The organism is Amycolatopsis samaneae (assembly GCF_039541975.1).
GTDB classification, from domain to species: domain Bacteria; phylum Actinomycetota; class Actinomycetes; order Mycobacteriales; family Pseudonocardiaceae; genus Amycolatopsis; species Amycolatopsis samaneae.
Map to the genome: position 1 here is coordinate 19,608 of NZ_BAABHG010000021.1, position 23,309 is coordinate 42,916.

Here is a 23,309-nt window from a genome sequence, read left to right on the forward strand (position 1 = left end):
GGGTGCGCCGGAGGAAAGAGGCAATGTGACCGAGCGGGCGGACCCGGGACAGGTTGATTCCGCGAGAGCGGGGGAGGCCGAGGGGCAGGCCCATGCCCTACGTCAGGTGCACCGCGAAGCACCACCGCGGTCGAGCGCGCCGCCCGACGCCCCGGACACCGCGCCTCGCACCGCCGCGGCCCGGCTGTTGGCACTGCTGCACCACCGCGGGCCGTTGTCGCGCAGCAGCGCCACCTCGGCGCTCGGGCTGGCTCGCAGCGCCATGGGCACGGCCCTCGCCGAACTCGACGAGCTGGGCCTGGTCCGCACGACGACCGACACCACCGCGGCCTCCGGGCGCGGGCGGCCGTCGCCGTTGGTTGTACCGGCGCCGGAGGCGCCTTTCGTCGTCGCGGCCGTGTTGCGACCGAGTTGTCTGAAAGTCACCACCGGCACCATCGGCGCGCCCATCGCGCCGCCGCGCCTCCGGTCTCTCGGTGCGCGCGACGTCGAGCCGGAACGGCTGGCCGTCGTACTCGCCGACCAGATCGGGCACGCGATCCGGCGACAGGACGGTCGGGATCGTGTGTGCGCGGGCATAGCCGTCGCGATACCCGGCGCCCTACGCGAGCGCGATGGGTTCGTGCACTCCTCGCTGTGCTACGACTGGACCGACGTGCCGTTCGGGCAACTCATGGCACCGCTGCTGCCGAACTTCCCGCTGCACTTCGACCGGGACAGCAATCTCACCGCGATGGCCGAGTACCGCCGCGGCGCCGCGGCGGGCGCCTCGAACGCGCTGGTGCTCACCTGCGACGGCCGGGGCATCGGCGGGGCGTTGATGAACGCGGGGAACCTCTTCACCGGCGGCGGGCACGCGGTGGAGGCCGGGCATCTCATGGTCGACTCCCGTGGCGAGCCCTGCCCGTGCGGTTCGCGGGGCTGCCTGGAACGCTACGCCGACGGCGCGGCGCTGGCTCGCGCGGCGGCGGTTCCCACCGCCGGGGAAGCACTCCGGAGCACCACCGCACGGGCGCGGCGTGCCCGGCGGCACGCCGCGAGCGTGCTCGGCTCCGGGCTCGCGGGGCTGGCCACCGTCCTGGACCCCGATCGCATCGTGCTGACCGGTTTCCTCGCCGGCTTGCTGGCCGCCGAGCCGGACGTGCTGACCCGGGAGATCCACCGAGGCTCACTCCTCGCCCGCACCCGAGGCATCCAACCGGTTCCCGGCGAACTCGCCGAGCCGATGCTCACCGGCGCGGTCGACCACGCCTTCGCCCCGCTGCTGCGCGATCCCCAACGGATCGGCCCCACCGGTCGCTGACCAGCCGAGGCACGCGCAGCGGGCGCCCGCTGTCGTTCGTGCCCCGGCCGGTCAGCAGGTCTCGCGGACGTACCTGTCGCCGCCCGCTGTCTTCGGGGAAACGGCCCGGTCGCGGCGGACGACGCTCAGGACACCCCAGCGGTTGCACGCGTTCTCCAGACCCGCGCGGCCGTATTCGATCACGAGCACGTTCCTGCCGAAGGCCGAGGTGAACCCGTCACAGCTGTTCTGCTCGCCGCACTCCTCGGCGATCGCGAAGTCGAGGCCGTTCTGTCGACGCCGGTCCGACAGCTCCGAGGTGTTCTTCTGCGCGATCGCGAGCCCCTTCCGGTGGGCGTGCGAGGAAAGCAGCCGGACGTACGCCTGTGCCTGGTCCGCGTTCATCAGGTCGCGCGAACGCGTGTAGCTGTCGTAGTTGTCGGGTTCCACGGCCTGGAATCCCTTGGCGGCGCACTGGTCCACCCAGCCGTTCACCTTCGCCGCGATCCGCTGCCGTTTGTCCTCGGTCCGCAGGTCCAGCAGCGCCTCGTCCCAGTTGCCGTCCATGATCACTTCGCCGCCGACGTCACGCAGGAGCAGGTCCGGATCCCAACCGCCCTGGGCACCGGGCTGCGCCTGGAAAGCGTTTACATAGCAGATGTTGTAAAGCCCGGCGGCGGGCGCGACGCTGTGGTCGCGGGCGACGACCCTGACACCCGGCGGAGGGGGGTAGGGACCGCCGATCTGGTAGTCGAAACCGGCGCCGACCGGCGGCGGGGCGACCGAGGCCGTCTCCGTGCCCGGCCCCGCCTCCGCGGTGGAAGTGACAGTGTCGGGCATCGAGGAGCAAGCACCGAGGCAGAGCGAGAACAGGACGGCGCAGCTGAGTAGGTGAACGCGGGAGACAGGCATCATCGAACTCCGGGATTCTGGTGGGCACGCCCCGCCTCGGATGCCCGGAAAAAGGAAGACCGGGCAAGACGGTCAGGTGTCCATCATGGACCTCGGCGATCGTTACTGGCGTAGGCCCCTGATGGTCTCGGCTGTCTCGCGCAGGGGCGCGAGACAGGGCTGGTCGAAGCTGACGGGCAGCGACGGTGAGCAGGGATCCGTACCGCTTCGCGCCGGGCGCACACCTGTATCGCCTGGGCCGCCGTGGTCGGTTGCGCCGACACGAGGGCGCGACGTCAGCGATCGACCTCGGCCCACCGCTTCGACAACCAGTGCAACGCGGGCAGGGTCCCCACCAGCAAGCCGGCAACGGAAACGCCGAGGCCGGCCAGGAAGACCGGAATGACATCGTTGAAGCCGCTGCCCGGTGCCTTTTGGACGAAGAGAGGACCCGCGCCCAGTACGGCGGCCCCGATGGTCATCAGGCCGACCGCGGCCGCGGTCAAGCCCCTGAGGCGCCTTTCCCGGGCCAGGAGCTGTGCGGGAGGCTGCCGGTCGCCTCTCCTTCCCCGCAGCCAGGCCAGCGCTGCCACCACGCCGAGCAGCAGCCCCGCCCCGGCCGCGCACTGACCGAAGAAAAGGGAGCCGGCCGCGCCGAAATTGAAACCGGGCCCGGAAGGCTCGGCGATCGCCATGACGGCTCCCGCGCCCAGTAGCACGTCCCCGGTGACGGTCAGCCGGCTCGCGATGACGGTCAAACGCTTGGCAGTGATTTTCCTGGTTCCTTCCTGCTGGCTGAATTCTGTGCGCGGGCGCGAAGCCATCGCGTTCGGGGTTCCCGCTCCCTTTGTCAACGGAGTCGCGGAACGGATTTCACCTACGTACGCGTTATCGCACGCGGTGTAGTGGCCGGGGACCGCGTGGTCCCGCCGCGACCGCGATCGCCATCACCAGACCGACACGCGCCATTACTTCGCCGCACGGCGCCACCCCCACCCCGAGGAACCTCTCCATTGCTTCACGCCACGCCATCCCCCGATATTCGCGGCCGCCACCTGGTGGCCGGGAACACAAATAGCGGGCAGGAAGTATCCGCATTGGATTTCGCTGAAACAATACCTTAGCGGCTCAAAATTTCCGCGAAAGGGCGCGAAAGATCTTCAACCGTGACCGAAGCGCAACCCCGGAGAGTGTTCGACACTTCCCGTCCGGCCGCCGTCGGCGAGGTCGCCCCCTGGTGCGAGAATCTAGGGGTGCCGGGTTTCTCCGGCATCGGGTTCGCGGGCGGCCGGGGCGCCGTCGTGGACGGCTGTGGCGCGGACGCCCGCGAGCACGATCGCGCTGACCCGCTGCGCGTCGGCTCGGGTGAACGCGCGTTCACCACGGGTGACGAACTGCTGGACGGGTCCGGTGAGCATCGCACCGAGGAAGAAAACGTCGATCGCGGGCAGCTCGCCGCGTTCGACCGCGGTCCGCAGGCGGTCGTGCAGGATCGCCCGTCGCCGGTCGGACACCTCGTCGACGACGGCCCGCAGTTCGGGGTTCTCCCTGGCCGAGGCCACCACGCTCAGCAGCGCCCGGCCCTGCGGGCTCGCCGTGGTGGCGGCGAGGGCTTCGAGGAAGTCGACGAGGTCGGCGTCGAGGTCGCCGGAGTCGTGCAGGGGCGCGGCGTCGGTGCCGAAGGTGGTGAGCGCGTCGGCGACCAGCGTGGTGCGATCGGGCCAGTTGCGGTAGACGCTCATCTTGTTGACCTGGGCGAGTTCGGCGACCTGTTCGTAGCGCAGGCCACCGATCCCTTCGCGGGCGATCAACGCGGCGGCGGCCTCGAGAATCCGGTGCCGCACCCGGGCGGTGCGCCCGCCCGGGCGGCGGGCGGGCCCTCGCGTCGGTTCGTCCTCTGCCACGGGTGGCAGCCTACAGCGGCTGTGCCGCGCGCAGCCGGGTGTTGCGCGCCTCGATGGCTTCCCAGGTGGCGGGGACCATGAGGTCGGCCCCGCCGCGCGCGAACTCCTGGGCCGCCGCGGCGTGGGGGCGGTGGCGTTGTTCGTAGGCGGCGAACGCCGATTCGAGGTCGTCGCCGTGACGATCGAGCTCCTCGGTGAGTGTCCACGCGCCGAGCAGGGCCAGCGAGACGCCGCGCCCGGCCATCGGGGTCGCGCAGTGCGCGGCGTCCCCGATCAGCACGACCCGTCCCTTGTGCCAGGCCGGCATGATGATCTGGGCGAGCACGTCGAAGTAGAGGTTGGGGTCCGCCAGGACGGTCTTGACCAGCTCGGGGACCTTCCAGTCCTCGATCCCGGCGAAGGCCTCGGCCAGGATGCGCTTCTGCGCGCCCAGGTCGTGGTGGTCGTAGTCGATCGGCTCGGACCGGAACTCGAAGATTCCCAGCGCCTTGTCGCGGTAGCGGGCCACGCCGGCGAAGCGCCCCGGCAGGTTGAGGATCTCCGTCACGCGTGCGGTGCCGGGAGCCGTCTGGCCGGGCACGTCCCCGATCGCCACGTACACCCCGAGGTGCTCGGTGAACTCCTTCTCCTCGCCGAACACCAGCCGACGCACCGCCGAGTGCGCTCCGTCGGCGCCGACGACGAGGTCATAGGCGGCCTCGCGGCCGGAGGCGAAGGTGACCGCGACCCGGTCCCCGTCGTCGACCAGTGTCACGACGCGCTCCTCGAAGCGCAGCTCGACCTGCTCGGGCAGGGTCTGCCGCAGGATGGCCATGAGGTCTTCACGGGGGAGCTCGATGTCGTCGGGCGTCTCGTTGATCTCCTGCAGCACCAAGGGGGCGACGGCCGCGCCGGACCGGTCGACGAACTTCGTCTGCTCGGTCATCGTGATCCGGTGTGCGCGCACCGCGTCGAGGATGCCCATACCGCGCGCGGTCTCGATGGCCTCGCCGCGCACGTCGATCGGCGAGCCGTTGGCGCGCAGACGGTTCGTCCGCTCGACGATTTCGACCTCGTGACCGGCGCGCGCCAGGTCGATGCCGGCGCTCAGCCCGGCTGTTCCCGCTCCACTGACCAGAATCCGCATGATCGCTCCTTCGTCGCGTCGGCCTCCTGCCACCGCCACTATAGCGACTTTTTGTCACTTTAAGCTAGTGGTGCCTGGCCGGTCACCGGGGCAGGGGCCTTCGTCGACGGTTCGGAAGCCGTTGAGCACACAAAGGACTCGTGCGAACGGGCGAACAACGAGGTGCGCGAGGTACTCGGCGAGCTCACTCGGCTCCATGTCACTGGACAACCCGAGATGCACATGCGCGTCGATCAACCCCGGCGTCACCGTCAACCCGGTACAGTCCAGCACCCGCGTACCCGCGGGAGGCGTCGACGTCTGTCGAGTCACGAGCCCGGACATTCCGACAGGTGACTCTTGCGGAGCCGGCCGCGGTGTCCACACAGGACCGAGTCAGGCGGTGGTGACCTCCACGGGCAGCTTTTTGATGCCGTTGACGAAGTTGGAACGTACCCTGGGGACGTCTCCGGCCAGGCGGATGCGGCCGATGCGGGGGATCAGCTCCTCGAACATGATCCGGATTTCGGTGCGGGCCAGCAGGTTGCCCAGGCACAGGTGGGGGCTGCCCTTGCCGAAGGTGAGGTGGTCGTTCGGCCGGCGGGCGACGTCGAGGTCGTAGGGGTTGCCGAAGACCTCCTCGTCGCGGTTGCCGGAAGCGAACCACATCACGACCTTGTCACCTTCTTTGATCTGTTTCCCGCCGAGTTCGACGTCGCGCGTGGCGGTGCGGCGGAAGTGGTACACGGGACAGGCCCAGCGCAGGAACTCCTCCACGGCGGCCGGGATGAGCGAGGGGTCGTGCTGGAGACGGGAGAGCTGGTCGGGGTGCTGGATGAGGGCGAGCATCGAGTGCGTGATGGTGTGACGAGTGGTCTCGTTGCCGGCGACGACGAGCAGCAGGAAGTAGTTGTCGAAGTCCTGCGGGGAAAGCGGGACGCCGTCGCGCGGCGTCTCGTTGACGAGCCGGGAAACGAGGTCGGTGCCGTTGCCGCCGCGACGCTGCCGGGCGAGCTCGCGGCCGTAGTCGAAGACCTCGAGGGCGGCGGGCGAACGGAAGGGAAGGTCGCGGTACTTCTCGCTTTCCGCGCTGTCCAGCAGGACGTCGGCGTACTCGGGGTCGGTGTTGCCGATGATGCGGTTGCCCCAGTCGATGAGCTGCCGGGTGTCCTCGTCCGGCACGTCCAGGAGGCGGGCCAGTACGTTGATGGGGAAGTCGGCGGAGACCTCGGCGACGAAGTCGAAGCGCCCCTTGGCGAGTGCGGTGTCGAGGGTTTTCGCGGTCAGCCCGCGCAGGAATTCGGTGTAGCCGTTGATGACGCCCGCGCCGAACTGTCGCTGGAGCAGGCCGCGCAGGGCGCGATGGCGCAGGCCGTCCATCTCCAGGACCGAGGCGCGCCTGGTGATCTGGTTCTCGTCGACCTCTTCGAGGTTGACGAACCTGGTGGAGGTGAAGGTCGCCGGGTCGCGGTCGACGCGCACGATGTCCTCGTGTCTGGTCACGGACCAGAAACCGGAGTTGCTCCCCGGCTCGGGCTGCCAGTGCACCGGGTCCTGGTGGCGCAGGGTGTGGAACATGCGCCACGGCGTGATCGCGTCGGTGAAGTTGTCCGGGTTCGCCAGGTCGACCTGGTCCAGGGGCAGCGGCTCGGTGACGGCCGTGTGCGGCGAGGTGGTCATGGTGTCCGGCCTCCTTGGGGGTCAACCATTTGGGCACGAACAATATGTCGCGGACGGGCGGTGAACAAGAGAAGACGCCAGAAAATTATCCATCCGGACAGGTGTTGACCCGGCCGCTGTCGTCTTCCTATCTTGTTTGGGGGCGAACGAGGTGCGCCGTCACTTTCGGCCCCCGTGCCGGCGCCCTCGGCAAAAGGAGGATCCATCGTGAAGGTTGTCGTCGACATGACCCAGTGCCAGGACCACGGCCAGTGCGTGTTCGCGGCTCCGGAAGTGTTCCGGCTGGACGAAAACGGCCGGCTCGCCTACGTCGACATGCCCGGCGACGCGCTACGCGAACAGGTCGAGGAGGCCGCCGACGTCTGTCCGCTGCAGGCCATCCGGATCGAGGACTGAGTGAACTCCCGAATCGTCGTCGCCGGTGCCGCGCTGGGTGGTCTCCGCGCCGCCGAGCAGCTGCGTGCCGCCGGCTGGACGGGGACGATCACGGTGGTCGGGGACGAGCCGCACCTGCCCTACAACCGGCCTCCACTGTCGAAGGAGGTGCTGGCGGGCAAGGCGTCGTTCGCGTCGCTGACTTTCAGGCCGAAGGCGTCCGTCGCGGACGTGGAGTGGCGGCTCGCGACTTCCGTGGTCGCCGCGAACCTGGCCGATCGCGTCGTCACTCTGCGCGGTGGCGAGGAACTGTCCTTCGACGGACTGGTCGTCGCCACCGGGACGCGTCCCCGGCGGCTGCGGTGCCCAGGGCCGCTCGCGGGCCGCCACACCGTGCGCACGCTCGCCGACGCGCGGGGGCTGCGCGAGGAGCTGACCCGGCCCGGTGCTCGGCTGGTCGTCGTCGGCGGGGGCTTCATCGGCTGCGAGGTGGCCGCCACGGCCGGCGGCCTTGGCGCCGCCGGGGTGACCGTCGTCGATCCGTTGCCACTGCCCATGGTGGGCCCGCTTGGCGAACTGCTCGCACGCGCGTTGCTCCGGCGGCACGAGGAACACGGCGTGCGCTTCGCGCTCGGCACCGGTGTCACCGGTTTCGCGGGGGACGACCGCGTCGGCGGCGTAGTCCTCGGTGACGGCACCGGGGTTCCCGCCGACGTGGTGGTGGAGTCGATCGGTTCGGTCGCGAACACCGAATGGCTGGCGGGCAACGGACTGGACCTGTCCGACGGCGTGCTCACCGACGAGCATCTGCGAGTCGGTGGGCTGCCGTACGTGGTGGCGGTCGGTGACGCGGCACGCTTCCCCAACGCGCGGTACGACGGCGTGCCACGCCGCGTCGAGCACTGGTCGATCCCCGCCGACACCGCCAAGCACGCCGCGAAGGTCCTTGTCGGCCAGCTCACCGGTGCCGAACCCGGCTCGGCGCCGTTCGCGCCACTGCCGATGTTCTGGAGCGACCAGTACGAGTTCCGCTTGCAGTCTTTCGGCGCGCCCACGCTCGGCAAGGACGACGTGCGCGTGCTGGAAGGCGATCTCGACGGTGACGTCGTCGTCGGCTACCACCGCGACGGCCTGCTGATCGGTGTCGTGGCGCTCGGCGGCCGCGCCGCCGCGGCGGCCACGCCCTACCGGGCCCGGCTGCTCGAGCAACCCTCCTTTACCACGTAAGGAAAGTCTCGGTACGGTCGCGACCATGACCGATTCGCCGAAGGTGGCGCGAAAGCCACGACGGCCGCGCAAGCGCGTTCAGTACGGAGAAGGGCGTGAGGCTCTGCTGAAGGCCGCTGTGCGCGTGGTGGCCCGTGGTGGCCTGCGTGAGCTCACCTACCGCGCGGTCGCGGAGGAGGCGGGTGTCACCCATGGTCTGGTCGTGCACCATTTCGGCTCCAGGGACGCGCTGATCGCGGAGGCGTTCGCCCACACCGTGCGCGCCAGCGTGCGGTCCAGCTTGCTGGAACCGGGCACCGGCGAGGTCACGGACTTCGCGACCGGACTGACCACAATGGTCACGTCGGAGCCGGAAACCCAGGCGTTCCAGTACGAACTGCTGCTCGAATCGCGGCGCAGGCCGGAGCTGCTGCCCCGGATCCGCGAACTGTACGACGAGTACTTCGACGCCACCCGCCGCGAGCTCGCGCGTATGCTGCCCGGCGGCGCGGACTTCCCGCTCGCCGGGCTGGTGTTCGCCGCGCTGGAGGGCCTGGTGCTCCACCAGCTGGTCCTGGCGGATTCCGAAATGACCGAAGCCGCCCTGACGGAACTGCGCTCCCTGCTCAAGGTGCTCGCCACCGACCGCGCGGGTCAGGCCACCCCCGGAGCCACCACGAAAGCGTCGTAGCCCGTCGGTTCACGAGTACCGGCACTGCCTGCGCGGTCGACGACTGGAAGAACATGGGGCTGTCGCTGGAAGGTGACGTGATGCTGCTCGCGCGGTTCGACGACGCGGAAAGCGTGGCCCGGCAGGCGGCGTCGACGCTGGTGGACTGCTTCCGTGAAGCGGGCGCCACGCTCGCCGAGAAGTCCGAGAGCGCGGGCGAGGCCGAGATGCTGTTCGCCGCGCGCCGCCTTGCCTATCCCGCGCTCGAGCGGCTGGGGCCGGTGCTGACCGAGGACGTCTGCGTGCCGATCGCGGCGATACCGGAGATGTGGGGACGAATCGACCGGATCGCAAGGAAGTACGAGGTCACCGTCGCGAACATCGCCCACGCCGGGGACGGGAACCTGCATCCGTTGCTCATCCTGGATCCCGCCGACGAGACACTGGACGCCCGGGCCCGCCGGGCATTCGAGGACATCATGTCCGAGGCGATCGAACTGGGCGGGACGATCGCCGGGGAGCACGGGGTCGGCTGGTTGAAGCGGTCCGGCCTGAGCCGGGAGCTGGACCCGGTCGTGCTGGACATGCATCGCGCGGTCAAACAGGCGCTGGATCCCGCAGGGATTCTCAACCCGGGGAAGGCCTTTTCGACGGTAGGGGAGTAGCAGCACGGTCTCTTCACCGGACCTTCAGGCGATGCCGAGTGTCGTCATGGCGTCGGCGACGGTGAGGAATCCGGCGATGTTCGCTCCCGCGGTGTAGTCGCCGGGGCGGTCGTGTTCGTCGGCGGTGGTGAGGCAGGTGTCGTGGATCTCGCGCATGATGGTCGCGAGGTGCTGGTCGGTGGTGGGGAAGTCCCAGCGTTCGCGGCTGGCGTTCTGCCGCATTTCCAGCGCGGAGGTGGCGACACCGCCGGCGTTGGCGGCCTTGCCGGGCGCGAAGGCGATCCCGGCGTCGCGGAAGACGTCGATGGCGGCGGGGGTGCAGGGCATGTTGGCGCCTTCGGCGAGTGCGCGCAGCCCGTTCTTGGTGAGGGCGATGGCGTCGGATTCGTCGAGCTCGTTCTGGGTGGCGGCGGGTACGGCGATGTCGCAGGGGATGTCCCAGGGCGTGGTGCCCGGGAGGAATCGTGCGTGGGGGACCAGTTCGGGGTAGGCGTCGAGTTTGCGTCGCGCGGTTTTGATCTCGTGCAGGACGTCGAGCCGGAGCCCGGACGGGTCGTGGAGGGTACCGGTGGAGTCGGAGCAGGCGAGGACGGTGGCACCGAGGTCGTGCAGTTTGGCCGCGGCGTGGGTGGCGACGTTGCCGCTGCCGGAGAGGACGGCGGTTTTGCCGTCGAGGGTGTCGCCGCGGGTGGCGAGCATGGCTTCGAGGAAGTACGTGACACCGTAGCCGGTGGCTTCGGTGCGGACGTGGCTGCCGCCGATGGTGTGGGCTTTCCCCGTGAGGGTACCGGCGTCGAAGCGGTTGGTGATCCGCTTGTACTGGCCGAACAGGTAGCCGAGTTCACGGGTGCCGACGCCGATGTCGCCGGCCGGGATGTCGGTGTGGGGGCCGATGTGCCGGTACAGCTCGGTCATGTAGGCCTGGCAGAACCGCATCACCTCGCCGTCGGATCGGCCGGCCGGGTCGAAGTCGGCGCCGCCCTTGCCCGCTCCGAGGCCGAGCCCGGTGAGGGCGTTTTTGAAGATCTGTTCGAAGGCGAGGAACTTGACGGTGCCGAGGGTGACGCTCGGGTGGAAGCGCAGACCACCCTTGTAGGGGCCGAGCGCGGAGCTGAAGCCGACGCGGTAGCCGCGGTTGAGCCGCGGGACGCCGTGGTCGTCGGTCCACACGACCCGGAACATCACCTGTCGCTCGGGCTCGCAGAGCCGTTCGAGCAGCCGGAGTTCACGAAGGTGGGCATGGCGGGCCAGCACCGGTTCGAGGGAGCCGAGGACCTCGGCGACGGCCTGGTGGAATTCGGGTTCGGCGGGGTTGCGGCGCACGATCTCGTCGTGGATGCGCGCGGTGTCCGGTGTCATGGCTGCCTTTCGTTTCGTCCGGTGTGGACGGTTCTCAGTGGAGGGGAGGGTGGTAGGCGAGGGTGGGTGCGAGCAGGGTGAGCAGCCCGAGGACGAGCGGTAGCAGGACGATCAGGTAGGTGAAGGTGAACCCGACGATGTCGCGGGCTTTGAGGGACAGCACGCCCAGCAGCGGGAGCATCCAGAACGGGTTGATGAGGTTGGGCAGGGCTTCGGCGGCGTTGTAGATCTGGACGGTCCAGCCGAGGCTGACGTGGGCGTCGTTGGCGGCCTGCATGACATACGGCGCCTCGATGACCCATTTCCCGCCGCCGGAGGGGATCAGGAACCCGAGCACGATGGAGTAGCCGCCGATGACCAGCGGGAACAGCCCGGCCGAGGTGGCGCCGGTGAACGCGGCCCCGAGGTAGTGGGAGACGCTGTGTCCGGCACTGTCGGTGGCCTTGGTGAGGATCGCCGCGATCCCGGCGTAGAAGGGGAACTGGATGAGGACGCCGCCGGTGGCGGGGACGGCTTTGGTGACCGCGGCGAGGAACCGGCGCGGGCGCCAGTGCAGCAGCAGGCCGAGGGTGAGGAACAACAGGTTGTAGGTGTTGAGCCCGGAGATCGCGACGATCGGGTCCTTGGCGCCGAATTCCCGGACCGCCCAGCCGCCGACGAGCGCGACGACGACGATGGTGAGCAGCGGGCTGTACTCCAGCCATTCGCCGGGCCGGGTGCGGGGCGGGTCCTGCTCGACCGGGTCACGCGGATCGACGCCCAGATCGTCCGCGGTACGGACGAGCGTGCCGCGGGGCGCGGAGAAGAACGCCACCGCGACGCACACCGCCACCACGACGGCGGCCAGCAGCAGGGACTGCCAGGCGAAGATGGTCTCGCGGAACGGGATCACCCCGGTGACCGGAAGCAGCGAGGAGGGGATGCTGGCGCGGTTGGCCTGCAACTGCGCGGCCGAGGAGCTCAGCCCGAGCGCCCAGCTGCCGCCGAGGCCGAGGTAGGCGGCGGCCCCGGCGGCCCGGTAGTCCATCCGCAGGTCCGGTCGTGCCGCGAGGCGGCGGACCAGCAACGCGCTGAAGATGAGGCTGAATCCCCAGTTGAACAGTGCGGAGACGAGGCTGAGCGCGGCGACCATCGCGATCGCGCCGCGTCCGGTGCGGGGCCGTCGGGCGAGCCGGTCGATCACCCGCCGGATCGGACCCGCGGTGGCGACGACGTAGCCGCCGATGGCTACCATGGCCATCTGCATGGTGAACGGGATGAGATCCCAGAACCCGCCGCCGAAGGCCGAGGCGACGTTTGCCGGGGACGCGCCGATCGCGACCGCGGCCACCGCGACCAGCGCCACGACGAGCAGCGCGAACACCAGCGTGTTCGGGAACCAGCGTTCGGACCAGTTCGCGGCACGGATCGCCGTCCTGGCGAGGAAACCGGCTCTCGGCGGCGCGGACGGGACCGCGGGGGTGGGCTGGGCCATGGCAGCTCCTTTGCTGCTCGGGTGTGCTGGAGGTGCGGTGCCGCCGGTCAGGCGGGCTGGGCGAGGGTGTGCAGGACGTGTTCGGCGGCGGCGAGGTCGGCCAGGCCGCTGCCGACGGCCTTGAAGACGGTGAGCTGGTCCGGATCGCGGCGCCCGGCCGCCTCGTCGCGGCAGAGCTGGCTCAGGGTTCCCGCGATCGCGGCGGGATCGAAGACCCCGGCGGCGACGGGCTGGACGAGGTCGCCGGATTCCACCAGCGCGGTCGGGGTGTCGACGTACACCGTGCCGCGCCGCAGGCAGTCGTCGTCGGATTCGCGCATGTGCGGCCGGAAGCTGCCGATGAGGTCGAGGTGGGTGCCGGGGCGCAGCCACGCGCCGTGGATGACCGGCGTGGTGGCCAGCGTCGCGCAGCTGACGATGTCGGCGCGTCCGGCCGCGGTGGCGAGGTCGGTGACGACCTCCGCGTCGAGGCCGCCGGTGCGCAGCCGGGTCACCAGCCGCCGCGCGGCCGCGGGGTCGGCGTCGTGGATCAGCACGGTGTCCAGGTCGAACAGGGCACGGTAGGCGGCCGGGACCATCCCGCCGATGTGGCCGGCGCCGACGACGAGCAGGACCCGGCTGTCCGGGCGGGCCAGGTAGGACGCGGCCAGCGCCGAGGTGGCGGTGGTGCGGCGGCGGGTCAGTTCGTCGCCGTCGAGCACGGCGAGGTGTTCGCCGGTGCTGGCGCTGCTGAGAACGTAGGCCGAGGACAGGGCGGGGCGTCCGAGCGCGTTGTTGCCGGGGAAGACGGTGACCAGCTTGACACCGAGGTAGGCGCCGTCGCTCCACGACGGCATGAGCAGCAGGGAGGACCCGGCCGCCTCGTCGAGGGTGTGGGCGTGCCGGTCGGGGGTGTGGGCGCCCCGGCGGAAACCCTCGCGCAGCACGGGGATCAGTGCGTCGAAGGTCAGTGCGCGTGCCGTGTCGTCGGCGGTGATGGTGAGCATGGTTCTCCTCAGGCGTCCAGGGTCAGGTCGGTGAGTGGTACGGCTTGGCAGGTGAGGCAGGTGTTGTCGGGCAGTTCGCCGGCCGGGGCGACCAGGTGCGCGACCTGTCCGGCCAGCACGGCCACGGCGCAGCTTTCGCACTGGCCGACCCGGCAGCCGCTGGGCAGGGTGATCCCGGCGCGGCCGGCCAGGTCCAGCAGCGTGCCGTTGGCACGGCGCCAGCGCAGCGTCCGGCCCGACCGTCCGAAGTGGACATCGGCTTCGGCGTCGGCGGGGATGTCGAGCGCCTGGGGAGCGGCGTGGAACTTCTCGGCGAAGACGTCGAAGCGCGGGACGCCGCGTTCGACGAGGCCGGTGGTGAGCTCGGCGAGCATAGTCTCCGGGCCGCACAGGTAGAACCGGGCTCGCCGCCGGATCAGCTCGGCGTCGATGTGCTCGGCGCGGATGCGGCCGGGCACATCGTAGTCGCGGCCCTGCCGATCGGTGGCGGACGGCCTGCTGTAGTGGTCGACAACGGTCAGCCGGTCGATCCGCTTCGCGAATTCCCGGATCCGCGCGGCGAAGGCGTGCGTCGACGAGTCGCGGTTGCCGTGGTGCAGAACGACTTCCGGCACGGAACCGCCGCGGTCGGCGAGTGTTTCCAGGTAACCGAGGAAGGGAGTGATCCCGATCCCGGCGGCCAGCAGCACCACCGGGAACTCGATGTCGGCGGGGATCACGAACGGTCCGCCCGGGGCGGTGACCTCGACCCGGTCGCCCACGCGTAGTCCGTTGTGGACGAACTCGGAGAACTGGCCGCCTTCGACGCGACGCACCGCGACGTGGTACTCGTCGTCGTCGGCGGGCCCGGTCAGCGAGTAGCTCCGGCCGATCCCGCGTGTGTCGGTGAGCGTGATGTGCTGGCCCGGCCGGAACTCCGGCAGCGGCCCACCCTCCACAGGGGACAGACTTAGGGCGCGGACGTCCGGGGTTTCCGCGGTGACATCGGTCAGGACGAACTCGCGGCGCCCGCTCCAGCGTTCGTCGGTCACGGGCCGGACGTCGCAGGCGGTGGAGCGCAGCGGGACGGCGCCGCTGAGTGGATCGTGGTCGGTGTCGTCGACGAGCAGGTTGTAGTTGGCGCCGCCGGTCTTCTGAGGGTCGGAGCCGGGGAGTCCGAGATCGGGCGCGGACTGCCACCAGCCGTACTCGGCGACGACCACTCGCGGGTCCAGCGCGGGGTCGATCCTCGCGCGCATCCGCGCCGAACCGTTGCGCGTGGAGATCGTCACCTGCTGCCCGTCTTCGATGCCGCGGTCGACGGCGAGGTCCGCGGCGAGATCCACGGTCGGTTCTGGAAAGCGCTTTCGCAGCGAGGTGATCCCGCGGTGCTGGCTGTGGCAGAAGTAGCCGTTCTTCGCACACGTCAGCAGGAGCGGGAAACGCGGATCCTGGTCGTGGCGGGGAGTGTGGTCCGGAACGGGGAGATAGCCGTGGTCGGCCAGCCGCTGCGAGTACAGCTCGACGCGGCGGGTGGGCGTGGCGAAACCGGTGACCGTCCCGTCCTGGGTGACCTCGGCGTACTTGCGGTGCCTGGTTTCGAGCGGGAGACGTATTCCACCGGGTTTCTCGCGCAGGTCCGCCGTGGTCAGCCCGAGCGGGGCGAGCACGTGGTCACGGGCGGCCGTGAGGTCGCCGCCGAAGAAGTCGTCGGCCATGCCGAGGCGGCGGGCGAGCTCGAACACGATCTCGGTGTCCGAACGGGACTCGCCGGCCGGGGCGACCATGCGTGGCCGGAACTGGACGTGTTCCTGCGCGCGCTCGGTGATCTCGAAGCCCGCCTTGATCGCGTCGTGCTCCCACGGGCTGGTGACCGGCAGGACGATGTCGGCGAAGTCGGCGGTGGGATTGGCGAACAGGTCGAGGTGCACGAAGAACTCGAGTTCGCGCAGCGCGGCCGCGGTCCGCCGGGGATCCGGCTGGGACAACATCATGTTGCCGCCGAAGCCGACCATGGCCCTGGTCCGGTACGGCTCGCCGGACAGGATGGACCGGCACAGCGCCCGGGCGGTGACCCAGCCGTTGGCGGGCGGACCCAGCGGGTGCTCGTCGAGCCCGAGCGCCTTCGCGCGCTGGGCGGGCGCGAGCTGATCGGGCGCGGTGACGGCGTTGACGGGCGGGCGGGGGAGCACGACGTTGCCGCCGGGCGCGTCGAAACTTCCGGTCAGCGCGTACAGGGTGGCGATCGCCCGCTCGGTCTGGGTGGCGTTGGCGTGCTGGCCGACGCCGGTCCAGCCGTGATAGGCGACCGAACGCGCGGACGCGAGCGCGTCGGCGAAGGCCGTCAGGGAGGCCGGGTCGACGCCGGTGACCGAGCAGGTCCGTTCCACCGGCCACGCGGCGCAGGCGTCGGCGTACCGTTCGAACGCGGGAACGCAGTCGACGGCTCCGGACCTCGTGGTGACGCGACGTTTCCCGCGCAGTGCGAACCGGTCCGGATCCGTCGCGGGGTAGTCCGTGTCGTAGGGCCGCGGAGCGCCCGTTCGCTCGTCCCACACCACGAACCCGCGCAGTCCGGCTTCGAGCTCCTCGGCGCGCAGGAAGCGGCCGGTGTCGGCGCGGACCAGCAGCGGACCGTTCGACCAGGCCCGCGCGAACTCCGCGTCGAACCGTCCACTGTGGAGTAGAAGTCCGGCGGCCCCCAGTGCCAGTGCGGCGTCCGTACCGGGCAGCACGCGGAGCCAGTGCTCGGCCTCGCGCGCCGCGGCCGAGCGCCGGGGGTCGACGACCGCCAGCGCCGCCCCGTTCGTCCTCGCCTCGGCCAGCGCCGCCGACTGCGCCAGCCACGACTTCGCCGGGTTGTGTCCCCACAGCACGGCCAAGTCCGTGCCAGCGAAGTCCGGTGCCGGCAGCCCGCAGCCGAAAGTGAACGCGTGGGCGAAGTCCTTGTGCCAGTTGCAGTTCTCGGTCGAGTAGCAGATGTTCGGGCTGCCGAACAGCCGGACGAACCGCTCGATCCAGGCGATCGAGTCCGACAGCGGCGTCCCGCTCGGGGAGGTCACCGCGAAGGCGACCGCCTCCGGTCCGCTCTCGGCGGCGATACGGCCGAGCCGCGCGGCGATCTCGTCGAGCGCCTCGTCCCAGCCGATGGCTTCCCACTTCGGGTCCGGGTTGGACTTCGGCGTGGTGCGCCGCAGCGGGGTGGTCAACCGGCGGGGGCTGTGCACGATCTCCGGCGCGGCGCGGCCCTTGGGGCACATCGCCGCGCCGGTCGGGTGTGCGGGATCCGGCCGGACGCCGGTCATCGTGCCGTTCTCGACGGTGTAGATCGCGCCGCATCGCGAACGGCAGAGCGTGCAGTAGCCCCGTACCTCGGTCTCCATAAGTTACTCCCGGGTAATCGGTCACCGGTAACCGCATACCGGTGACGTGTAAGATGCATCGCGGAAGCCGAGAAGTCAAGAACGGATGAATGGAGACGCGCGTGGCCGAACCCGCCGCCGGGCTGCTGCAGCACACCAGCCTGCGGGACCAGGTGCTGGAACACGTCCGGCACGCGCTGGTGTCCGGAGAGATCCGGCCGGGCGACATCTACTCCGCCTCGGCCCTGGCCACGCGCCTGCGGGTGTCCAGCAGTCCCGTGCGGGAGGCGATGCTCACGCTGGTCAACCAGGGGCTGCTGGAGCCGGTGCGCAACCGCGGGTTCCGCGTGGTCCCGATGAGCGACCGGGACCTCGACGAGGTCTACGAAATGCGAGTGCTCCTGGAACTGCCCGGCACGCTCAAGGCCGCGGCCCGGATCACCGACGCCGACCTCGACCGGCTGCGCGCGCTCGCCGGGGACATCGAGGACGCCGCGGAGGCCGGCGACGTCGTCCGCTTCCTCGACGCGGACCGGCACTTCCATCTCGACCTGCTCGCCTGCGGCGGCAACGGGCGCCTGGTCGACGCCGTTGCCACCCTGCGCGACCAGACCCGTCTCTACGGCCTGGAAAACCTCGCCGAACGCGGAACGCTGGCCGACTCCGCGCGGGAGCACCGCGAAATCCTCGCCGCGATCGCCGATCGTGACAGCGCGCGCCTGGAAGAACTGGTCCACGCCCATCTGCGGCACATCCGGGCCGACTGGGCGCAGACACAGGACTGATTCGTGATCACCACGCTCCGCGTGGGTGAATCCCCTGGCGTGACCGGATCCGGCTCGGCCGACCTCGCGGGTCGAAGGGGAAAGCTACTCGATGTACGCGCCCGGCTCCGCGTGGAGGCGGTGCTGGGCCAGTTCGGCGATGGCGAAGGCGAGCGTGACCGAGAACCAGTTCTTGTCCTCGGGTGGCACGGTGGCCAGCAGGCGCAGGGTCGCGTGGTCGGCGTTGCCGTGTTCGCGCAGCAGGGTGGTGTAGGTGTCGGCGAGGTCGTCGATGTTCGCGCGGAACTGGGCGAACGGGTCGTCACCGTGGCCGGGGTGCATGGCCACCATTGTGGCCGTTACCCTTTCGTAACACCAATAGTTCGTTCAGGGCCACTTCACCATGAGGCCCCTTCGGGTCCGATCAGCGGGGATCCCGAACCACGCGACGAACCCGCCGAGGGCGAACAGACCGGCACCCATCCGTATGCTGTGGTCGAACCCGCGGTCGAGCACCCCGCGATCGCCCGTGGCGTCCTGCGGAAGCCGGGCGAGTAGCGGCAGCGCGGCGACGACGAGGAGGCCGGCCATTCTGGCCACCCCGTTGTTCACCGCGCCGGCGATGCCGGTGCGGGTGTCGGGGACCGCGGCCAGGACCGTCGCGGTGATCGCCGGGGTGACGAGCGGGATGCCGATCCCGACGAGGGCGACGACGGGCAGCACGTCGGTCAGGTAGGCCGCGGTCCGGGTGGCGGGGCAGGCCCACTTCCATCCTCGGCGGTGGCTGCTCGCCCTCGCCGGACGCATCGAGGAGGCGGGCGGCGTCATCATCGAGGACCTCCGCGCGCAGGCACTCGGGCCGCGGGGGCGGGTCCGCACGTCGCGGGGCGACCTGACCGCCGGCGACATCGTGGTCGCCACCCACTATCCCTACCCGATCTTCGACCGCGGGCTCTGTTTCGCGCGGCTCGACCCCGTGCGCGATCTCGTCGTGGCGGGCGAGTCGGCCGGCGGCACTGTGCCGGACGGCATGTACCTGGACGCCGACACGCATCATTCGGTGCGCGGCTACGCCGAGGCCGGGCGCCCGATGGTGCTCGCGGGAGGCGAGCACTACCGGGTCGGTGCCACGAGTGAGGTCGAGCGGCGCTACGCACGGCTCGCCGCGTGGGCGCACCGGCACGCCCGGCTGGGCAAGGTGACCCATCGGTGGTCCGCACACGATTTGTCCACTGTGGACGATCTGCCGTACGTCGGACGCTATCTGCCGGGCACCCGGCGGTTGTGGGTGGCCACCGGCTTCGGCCAATGGGGTATGACCGGCGGCACCGCCGCCGCGCACGTGCTGGCCGGGCACCTGCTGGGTCGCGAGCATTCAGCCGCGGCGTTGGGTCGGTCCAACCAGCGCAGGCGGTTTAGGTTGTGGCGGGTCGGGACTCGGTGGACGGTCGAGGTGGGCAGTCCCAGAATCGGGCCGATCCTCGCTGGGCCGACTTTTCGTTCACGCCGCAGCTCGCAGATGCGGGCCTCGATGTCGGCGGGAGTGCGGTGGGGAGTGGTCCGTGGCCGACTGGGGCGGTCGTACAGGCCGGCGTCACCTTCGGCTTTCCAGCGGCGGACCCATTTGTGGGCGGTCGCGCGGGAGATGCCCATCTCGTCGGCCACGTGGGCGATGGGCCTGCCGCCTCGGACCCGGTCGACGAGGAGCCGTCTGCCGTGGACGGTCAGCCGGGCGTTGGAGTGGGACAAGAAGACCTCTGCGGATGTGTGCGGGGGATGTCGCCGGTGACCGCGGACACGCGACTGGACCCGGCTTCGGGCGGGTCGCAGTCATGAGGGGTGCAATCGAGATGCGTGGAGCCGGGACGTTCGCGTCGCTGCCGTGGCGACGGTGGAGATCCTCGGGCCGTCCGGGCGGCCCGAGGAACCGACCTGGGTTCAGTTCACGTGCGCGATGTTGCCGGCCAACCAGGCGTCGAAGCTCTTGAGCGCGGGGTTGAGCTGCCGTGCCGTGGTCAGGTCGCGGGCTCCGGTGAATTCCCGGTCGAAGTCGCCGTAGTACTGGAACATGTTGCCGATCTCGTCGGCGGCCGGGACGTCCAGGGAGCGGAAGACGTCGTAGGGCACCGCCTGGAAGCGCACCGGCTCGCCGAGCGCGGACGCGAATTTCTCCGCGTACTGCGCCCCGGTCAGGTGGTCGCCTGCCAGGCCGATGGTCTCGCCGATGAACCGCTCGCCACCCTTGAAGACGGCGAATGCGGTGCGGCCGATGTCCTCGACGTCCACTCCGGCCAGCAGCTTGCCGTCCTCGAGGGGCAGGGCAAGGGTCAGCACGCCGTCCTCGCCGCGCCGGGGAGCGAAGTTCCGCAGGAAGCCCTGGAAGAAGAAGGTGGCGTTCAGGAAGGTCGTGGGAACCCCGGCCTGCCGGAACAGCTCGTTCGCCGCGCCCTTGGCGTCGAAGTGCGGCACGTTGTACTCACCCTGAAGGACGGGCATCCGGTCGTCCTCCAGGGGAAGCAACTCGCGGGTGTCCTCAAGCGTCGACCAGACCACGTGCCGAAGGCCCGCCGTCTTGGCGGCCCGCACCAGGACGTTGATTTCCTCGGTTTCCTTCGCCGCCGAGCCGTGGGCCCAGAAATTGGTGACCAGGAAGGCACCGTAGGCGCCCTCGAATGCCTTGTGCACGCTCGGCTCGTCGTCGAAGTCGGCCTGCACGACCTCGGCCCCGAGCGCGGCGAGTTCCCTGGCCGCGGGCGAATCGGGATTCCTGGTGAGGGCGCGCACCGCGAAGCCCGCATCAGGGTCGGCGAGGATCGCCCGGGCGGCACCGCCACCTTGGCCTCCCGTGGCGCCGGTGACCGCGATGATCTTCTTGCCGTTCATGGCTGCTGTCTCCTTTGAAGCATCAAATTGATGCTTCAACTCGATTGAATTGCGGCCGATGGTTCAGCTCACGGCCGGCGGCGCTTCCTGTGTGACGAGGCGGAACGGCTTCAGTCCATGTGCTTGTCGAACCACTCGATCAGCTGCTCCGGATGCTCGGGGAAGTAGGTGTAGCCGTCCCAGCGGCGGGTGCTGCCTTCGATCCAGAACAGCTTCTTGTCGGCGACGGGGATCGCGTCGAAGATCGCTTGTACGTCCTCGGGCCGGGTCAATACGTCGTCCCGGACCTGGGTGATGAAGGTGGGGACCCGGCAGCTCTTCGCGTACTCGATGGGCGACACCTGGTCGATGGTGAAACTGGTGACCAGCTGGAACGCGCGGTCGAAGTCGTCGATCCGGTCCGCGATGCCCACCGCGCCGAGGGCCTGTCCGGCCATCACGCGCAGGGAGACCGGCTGCGGGTTGACCAGACAACGGACGTCCTCGAAGAGTTCGGGGTGGCGGGCCATCGCGACATAGGTGGAGTTGCCGCCCATACAGCGGCTGAGCAGACCAAGCGTCATACCGGCGGCGTCGGGCCGGGACTTGACGTACTGCAGCGAACCGGCGACGTCACGGGACTCGAACAGACCCCAGGTGAAAAGCTCGCCGTTGGCGGCACCGCTGTGACCGTGGTTGCGCGCGTCGTAGGTCAGGATGTTGTAGCCGGCATCGTGCAGGGCCTTGTACTCCGGCAGAAAGTTGACCTCGAAGTCGTTGCCGCCGGGGACCATCTGCTTCCACGGCTCCAAGTGCGAGGGGAAGCCGTAGCGGTTCATCGGCAGCGGATGGTTGGCGACGATCAGCTTGTCCGAGCCGGGGGCGGGGATCCACCACGCCTCCAGCGGGGTGCCGTCCAGGGACGGGAAGGTGACATCCTCATAGGACATCCCGTACTCGTCGGGAGTGTGCAGGAGCGGTGTCCGGACCGGGCGGGTGAACATCCCGCCGACCAGGCCATTGATCATTTCCGAGGCATCAGACATGACAGTTTCTCCTGTTCTTTCCTCTTTATTGTGAGATCGTCCGGTACTTCCCTCTCGCCATAGGAACGTAACTTTCGGGCTGGGGGGAAGCCACTGGGGAAAGGTGTACTGGTAGGACATCCCTCTGTAGAGCGAACGTCGTTAAACTGGACACTGTGGACCACGCAGCCGAGATCCGGGCGTTCCTGACCTCCCGCCGCGCCAAGATCAGCCCACAGCAGGCCGAGCTGCCCGCCTACGGCAACCGCCGGGTGCCGGGACTGCGCCGCTCCGAGGTCGCCCAGCTCGCCGGGATCAGCGTCGAGTACTACTCACGACTGGAACGCGGCAACCTCTCCGGAGTCTCCGGCCAGGTCCTCGACGCCCTGACCCGGGCGCTGCGGCTGAGCCAGGACGACCGCACCCACCTGGAGGACCTCGCCCGCACCGCCGGTCCAGGATCCCGCCGCCGACGCCGCCCGGCCACCGCCACGGTACGGCCGAACGTGCGACGCCTCCTGGACTCCATGACCGGTCCGGCGTTCGTCCTGAACGGCCGCGGTGACGTCCTGGCCGCCAACGCTCTCGGCCGTGCCCTGTACGCCCCCATGATCGAAGCCGCCCGGGGCGCCACTCCCAACCACGCCCGGTTCGTATTCCTCGACCCCCGCTCCCACCAGTTCTGGGGCGACTGGGAACGCGCCGCCGACGACCTCGTCGCACTCCTGCACGCCCAGGCCGGCCGCGACCCCTACGACAAGGACCTCACCGATCTCATCGGTGAGCTGTCCACCCGCAGCGACGAATTCCGTACCCGCTGGGCCGGCCACGACGTCCGCCAGTACCACCAGGGCGCCAAACCCATCCACCACCCCGTCGTCGGCACCCTCCACCTCACCTACGAATCCCTCGAACTACCCGCCGACGGCCTCATCCTCTTCGCCTATGGCGCCGAGCCGGGCAGCGACTCCGAAGACGCCCTGCGTATCCTCGCCAGCTGGGCCGCCGACCACGATCCCGACCCAGCCGGCCACCCGCACCGATAGCAGCCGGGTGCCCCGTCGACCTCGACACACTGACGCGCCAGCCCTGAGGACCCGCTGAGATCGAGAACACTGTCAACAACGCTCGTGGTCATTACACCCCGTCCGGTTTCGGAACCACGCAACAGCCACGGCCGTACGCCCGGTCCACGCGACTCACGCAGGTGCCGGTAGTCATGCAGCCTGCGAGCCAGTCACAACCGCGGAGACCGGTCTCCCCACCACGGCTGTACCCGCGGCGGATTGGCTGACAGGCCCGGTAAGGCGATCCCGGTCAGCCCGTCCCGGCTGGACTGCGGCCTTCTCCTGCCCTGCCCAGATCGTCCGCCGGGCCATGGGACCACCGGAGGTGGAGCCGGTCGCCGTTTTCGCTCTCGTACAGCTCGACCAGGCTGTCGATGTGCCCGATCGTCGGCATGTCCTCGGCGTTCACGGGTCTCCGGACCCGGCTCAGCTCCGGAGACTGTTTCGGCGCAGGAAACCGAACGCGGCTGTCACGAGGAACAGCACGATTCCCGCGATCGCCAGCCATACCAGCCCCTTGATCACGAAGCCGAGGACCGACACCACCGCCCAGACCACGAGCAGCGTCACCAGCAATGCGAGCACGACAACCTCCGGTGTGTCAGGAACCGCCCGGTACTCCACCGGGCCGAGAGGACCGGATACCCCGTGTC

22 protein-coding genes and 3 pseudogenes are annotated in these 23,309 nt (G+C 69.9%); 8 read left to right on the top strand and 17 right to left on the bottom strand.

Annotation, left to right across the window (positions count from 1 at the left end):
* The first annotated feature begins 25 nt into the window (after positions 1-25).
* Positions 26-1,303 carry an ROK family protein gene (locus ABD987_RS39350; RefSeq protein ID WP_345406860.1) on the top strand — a complete coding sequence of 426 codons (1,278 nt, stop codon included), beginning with the start codon at positions 26-28 and terminating at the stop codon, positions 1,301-1,303.
* Positions 1,304-1,354: 51 nt separating this feature from the next.
* Here the strand turns inward: ABD987_RS39350 and ABD987_RS39355 are convergent, their stop codons facing one another.
* From ABD987_RS39355 to ABD987_RS39375, 5 genes are all read right to left on the bottom strand, one after another.
* Complete coding sequence (locus ABD987_RS39355; RefSeq protein ID WP_345406863.1) at positions 1,355-2,122, bottom strand: endo alpha-1,4 polygalactosaminidase; 768 nt, start codon at positions 2,120-2,122, stop codon at positions 1,355-1,357.
* Positions 2,123-2,469: 347 nt separating this feature from the next.
* On the bottom strand, positions 2,470-2,997 hold the full coding sequence (locus tag ABD987_RS39360; protein ID WP_345406866.1) for a hypothetical protein: 528 nt from the start codon (positions 2,995-2,997) through the stop codon (positions 2,470-2,472).
* Between the two features lie 423 nt (positions 2,998-3,420).
* Positions 3,421-4,077 (bottom strand): TetR-like C-terminal domain-containing protein, encoded by a 657-nt coding sequence (locus ABD987_RS39365; protein WP_345406869.1) that lies wholly within the window; start codon positions 4,075-4,077, stop codon positions 3,421-3,423.
* Between the two features lie 10 nt (positions 4,078-4,087).
* On the bottom strand, positions 4,088-5,203 hold the full coding sequence (locus tag ABD987_RS39370) for an FAD-dependent monooxygenase (protein ID WP_345406872.1): 1,116 nt from the start codon (positions 5,201-5,203) through the stop codon (positions 4,088-4,090).
* A gap of 375 nt (positions 5,204-5,578) precedes the next feature.
* Positions 5,579-6,862, bottom strand: coding sequence for a cytochrome P450 (locus tag ABD987_RS39375; protein WP_345406875.1), 1,284 nt, complete (start codon positions 6,860-6,862; stop codon positions 5,579-5,581).
* Between the two features lie 207 nt (positions 6,863-7,069).
* Here ABD987_RS39375 and ABD987_RS39380 point away from each other — a divergent pair, with 207 nt between their 5' ends.
* The 4 genes from ABD987_RS39380 to ABD987_RS39395 are packed head-to-tail and all read left to right on the top strand — an operon-like array spanning position 7,070 to position 9,778.
* Complete coding sequence (locus tag ABD987_RS39380) at positions 7,070-7,258, top strand: ferredoxin (RefSeq protein ID WP_345406878.1); 189 nt, start codon at positions 7,070-7,072, stop codon at positions 7,256-7,258.
* Positions 7,259-8,464 (top strand): NAD(P)/FAD-dependent oxidoreductase, encoded by a 1,206-nt coding sequence (locus ABD987_RS39385; protein ID WP_345406881.1) that lies wholly within the window; start codon positions 7,259-7,261, stop codon positions 8,462-8,464.
* Between the two features lie 25 nt (positions 8,465-8,489).
* Positions 8,490-9,134 carry a TetR/AcrR family transcriptional regulator gene (locus ABD987_RS39390; RefSeq protein ID WP_345406884.1) on the top strand — a complete coding sequence of 215 codons (645 nt, stop codon included), beginning with the start codon at positions 8,490-8,492 and terminating at the stop codon, positions 9,132-9,134.
* Positions 9,135-9,187: 53 nt separating this feature from the next.
* Entirely contained in the window at positions 9,188-9,778 is a 591-nt protein-coding gene (locus ABD987_RS39395) for an FAD-linked oxidase C-terminal domain-containing protein (RefSeq protein WP_345406889.1), read from the top strand.
* 24 nt (positions 9,779-9,802) lie between these two features.
* Here the strand turns inward: ABD987_RS39395 and gdhA are convergent, their stop codons facing one another.
* The 4 genes from gdhA to ABD987_RS39415 are packed head-to-tail and all read right to left on the bottom strand — an operon-like array spanning position 9,803 to position 16,959.
* The gene (gene gdhA / locus ABD987_RS39400; RefSeq protein WP_345406892.1) at positions 9,803-11,137 is read right to left on the bottom strand and encodes an NADP-specific glutamate dehydrogenase; all 1,335 of its coding nucleotides are present in this window, start codon (positions 11,135-11,137) and stop codon (positions 9,803-9,805) included.
* Positions 11,138-11,171: 34 nt separating this feature from the next.
* On the bottom strand, positions 11,172-12,611 hold the full coding sequence (locus ABD987_RS39405) for a TIGR00366 family protein (protein WP_345406895.1): 1,440 nt from the start codon (positions 12,609-12,611) through the stop codon (positions 11,172-11,174).
* A 47-nt stretch (positions 12,612-12,658) separates the two neighbouring features.
* The gene (gene lhpI, locus ABD987_RS39410; protein WP_345406898.1) at positions 12,659-13,597 is read right to left on the bottom strand and encodes a bifunctional Delta(1)-pyrroline-2-carboxylate/Delta(1)-piperideine-2-carboxylate reductase; all 939 of its coding nucleotides are present in this window, start codon (positions 13,595-13,597) and stop codon (positions 12,659-12,661) included.
* An 8-nt stretch (positions 13,598-13,605) separates the two neighbouring features.
* Positions 13,606-16,959 (bottom strand): molybdopterin-dependent oxidoreductase, encoded by a 3,354-nt coding sequence (locus tag ABD987_RS39415; RefSeq protein WP_345406901.1) that lies wholly within the window; start codon positions 16,957-16,959, stop codon positions 13,606-13,608.
* Between the two features lie 101 nt (positions 16,960-17,060).
* Here ABD987_RS39415 and ABD987_RS39420 point away from each other — a divergent pair, with 101 nt between their 5' ends.
* Positions 17,061-17,723, top strand: coding sequence for a GntR family transcriptional regulator (locus ABD987_RS39420; protein WP_345406904.1), 663 nt, complete (start codon positions 17,061-17,063; stop codon positions 17,721-17,723).
* 84 nt (positions 17,724-17,807) lie between these two features.
* Here the strand turns inward: ABD987_RS39420 and ABD987_RS39425 are convergent, their stop codons facing one another.
* On the bottom strand, positions 17,808-18,044 hold the full coding sequence (locus tag ABD987_RS39425) for a hypothetical protein (protein ID WP_345406906.1): 237 nt from the start codon (positions 18,042-18,044) through the stop codon (positions 17,808-17,810).
* 45 nt (positions 18,045-18,089) lie between these two features.
* Complete coding sequence (locus ABD987_RS39430; RefSeq protein ID WP_345406909.1) at positions 18,090-18,425, bottom strand: MFS transporter; 336 nt, start codon at positions 18,423-18,425, stop codon at positions 18,090-18,092.
* A 25-nt stretch (positions 18,426-18,450) separates the two neighbouring features.
* Between ABD987_RS39430 and ABD987_RS39435 the strand changes: the two are divergent.
* A pseudogene (locus ABD987_RS39435) lies at positions 18,451-18,993 on the top strand (FAD-dependent oxidoreductase); the annotation flags it as partial.
* Here ABD987_RS39435 and ABD987_RS44665 read toward each other — a convergent pair.
* The 3 genes and pseudogenes from ABD987_RS44665 to ABD987_RS39450 all read right to left on the bottom strand — a co-directional run.
* Positions 18,895-19,451, bottom strand: a pseudogene (locus tag ABD987_RS44665) (helix-turn-helix domain-containing protein); the annotation flags it as partial. The pseudogenes ABD987_RS39435 and ABD987_RS44665 sit on opposite strands and share 99 nt — an antisense overlap.
* 189 nt (positions 19,452-19,640) lie before the next feature.
* The gene (locus ABD987_RS39445) at positions 19,641-20,585 is read right to left on the bottom strand and encodes an NmrA/HSCARG family protein (RefSeq protein WP_345406912.1); all 945 of its coding nucleotides are present in this window, start codon (positions 20,583-20,585) and stop codon (positions 19,641-19,643) included.
* Positions 20,586-20,695: 110 nt separating this feature from the next.
* The gene (locus ABD987_RS39450; protein WP_345406915.1) at positions 20,696-21,610 is read right to left on the bottom strand and encodes an alpha/beta hydrolase family protein; all 915 of its coding nucleotides are present in this window, start codon (positions 21,608-21,610) and stop codon (positions 20,696-20,698) included.
* A gap of 155 nt (positions 21,611-21,765) precedes the next feature.
* On the opposite strand from ABD987_RS39450, the gene ABD987_RS39455 reads away from it, so the two are divergent.
* Positions 21,766-22,635, top strand: coding sequence for a helix-turn-helix domain-containing protein (locus ABD987_RS39455; RefSeq protein WP_345406918.1), 870 nt, complete (start codon positions 21,766-21,768; stop codon positions 22,633-22,635).
* Here ABD987_RS39455 and ABD987_RS39460 read toward each other — a convergent pair.
* The 3 genes and pseudogenes from ABD987_RS39460 to ABD987_RS39470 form a co-directional block, all read right to left on the bottom strand.
* Positions 22,533-22,976 (bottom strand): annotated as a pseudogene (locus ABD987_RS39460) (DUF6098 family protein). The gene ABD987_RS39455 and the pseudogene ABD987_RS39460 sit on opposite strands and share 103 nt — an antisense overlap.
* Positions 22,907-23,065, bottom strand: coding sequence for a hypothetical protein (locus ABD987_RS39465; protein ID WP_345407168.1), 159 nt, complete (start codon positions 23,063-23,065; stop codon positions 22,907-22,909). Before ABD987_RS39465 ends, ABD987_RS39460 begins: the two are co-directional and overlap by 70 nt.
* A gap of 17 nt (positions 23,066-23,082) precedes the next feature.
* Positions 23,083-23,241 (bottom strand): hypothetical protein, encoded by a 159-nt coding sequence (locus ABD987_RS39470; RefSeq protein WP_345406921.1) that lies wholly within the window; start codon positions 23,239-23,241, stop codon positions 23,083-23,085.
* Positions 23,242-23,309: the final 68 nt, after the last annotated feature.

Excerpts from the sequence above, each read along its gene's own strand:
- ABD987_RS39355 (WP_345406863.1), bottom strand. The coding sequence starts at position 2,122 with ATGCCCGACACTGTCACTTCCACCGCGGAGGCGGGGCCGGGCACGGAG.
- ABD987_RS39360 (WP_345406866.1), bottom strand. The coding sequence starts at position 2,997 with ATGGCTTCGCGCCCGCGCACAGAATTCAGCCAGCAGGAAGGAACCAGG.
- ABD987_RS39370 (WP_345406872.1), bottom strand. The coding sequence starts at position 5,203 with ATGCGGATTCTGGTCAGTGGAGCGGGAACAGCCGGGCTGAGCGCCGGC.
- ABD987_RS39375 (WP_345406875.1), bottom strand. The coding sequence starts at position 6,862 with ATGACCACCTCGCCGCACACGGCCGTCACCGAGCCGCTGCCCCTGGAC.
- ABD987_RS39390 (WP_345406884.1), top strand. The coding sequence starts at position 8,490 with ATGACCGATTCGCCGAAGGTGGCGCGAAAGCCACGACGGCCGCGCAAG.
- ABD987_RS39395 (WP_345406889.1), top strand. The coding sequence starts at position 9,188 with ATGGGGCTGTCGCTGGAAGGTGACGTGATGCTGCTCGCGCGGTTCGAC.
- gdhA (WP_345406892.1), bottom strand. The coding sequence starts at position 11,137 with ATGACACCGGACACCGCGCGCATCCACGACGAGATCGTGCGCCGCAAC.
- ABD987_RS39405 (WP_345406895.1), bottom strand. The coding sequence starts at position 12,611 with ATGGCCCAGCCCACCCCCGCGGTCCCGTCCGCGCCGCCGAGAGCCGGT.
- lhpI (WP_345406898.1), bottom strand. The coding sequence starts at position 13,597 with ATGCTCACCATCACCGCCGACGACACGGCACGCGCACTGACCTTCGAC.
- ABD987_RS39415 (WP_345406901.1), bottom strand. The coding sequence starts at position 16,959 with ATGGAGACCGAGGTACGGGGCTACTGCACGCTCTGCCGTTCGCGATGC.
- ABD987_RS39425 (WP_345406906.1), bottom strand. The coding sequence starts at position 18,044 with ATGCACCCCGGCCACGGTGACGACCCGTTCGCCCAGTTCCGCGCGAAC.
- ABD987_RS39445 (WP_345406912.1), bottom strand. The coding sequence starts at position 20,585 with ATGAACGGCAAGAAGATCATCGCGGTCACCGGCGCCACGGGAGGCCAA.
- ABD987_RS39450 (WP_345406915.1), bottom strand. The coding sequence starts at position 21,610 with ATGTCTGATGCCTCGGAAATGATCAATGGCCTGGTCGGCGGGATGTTC.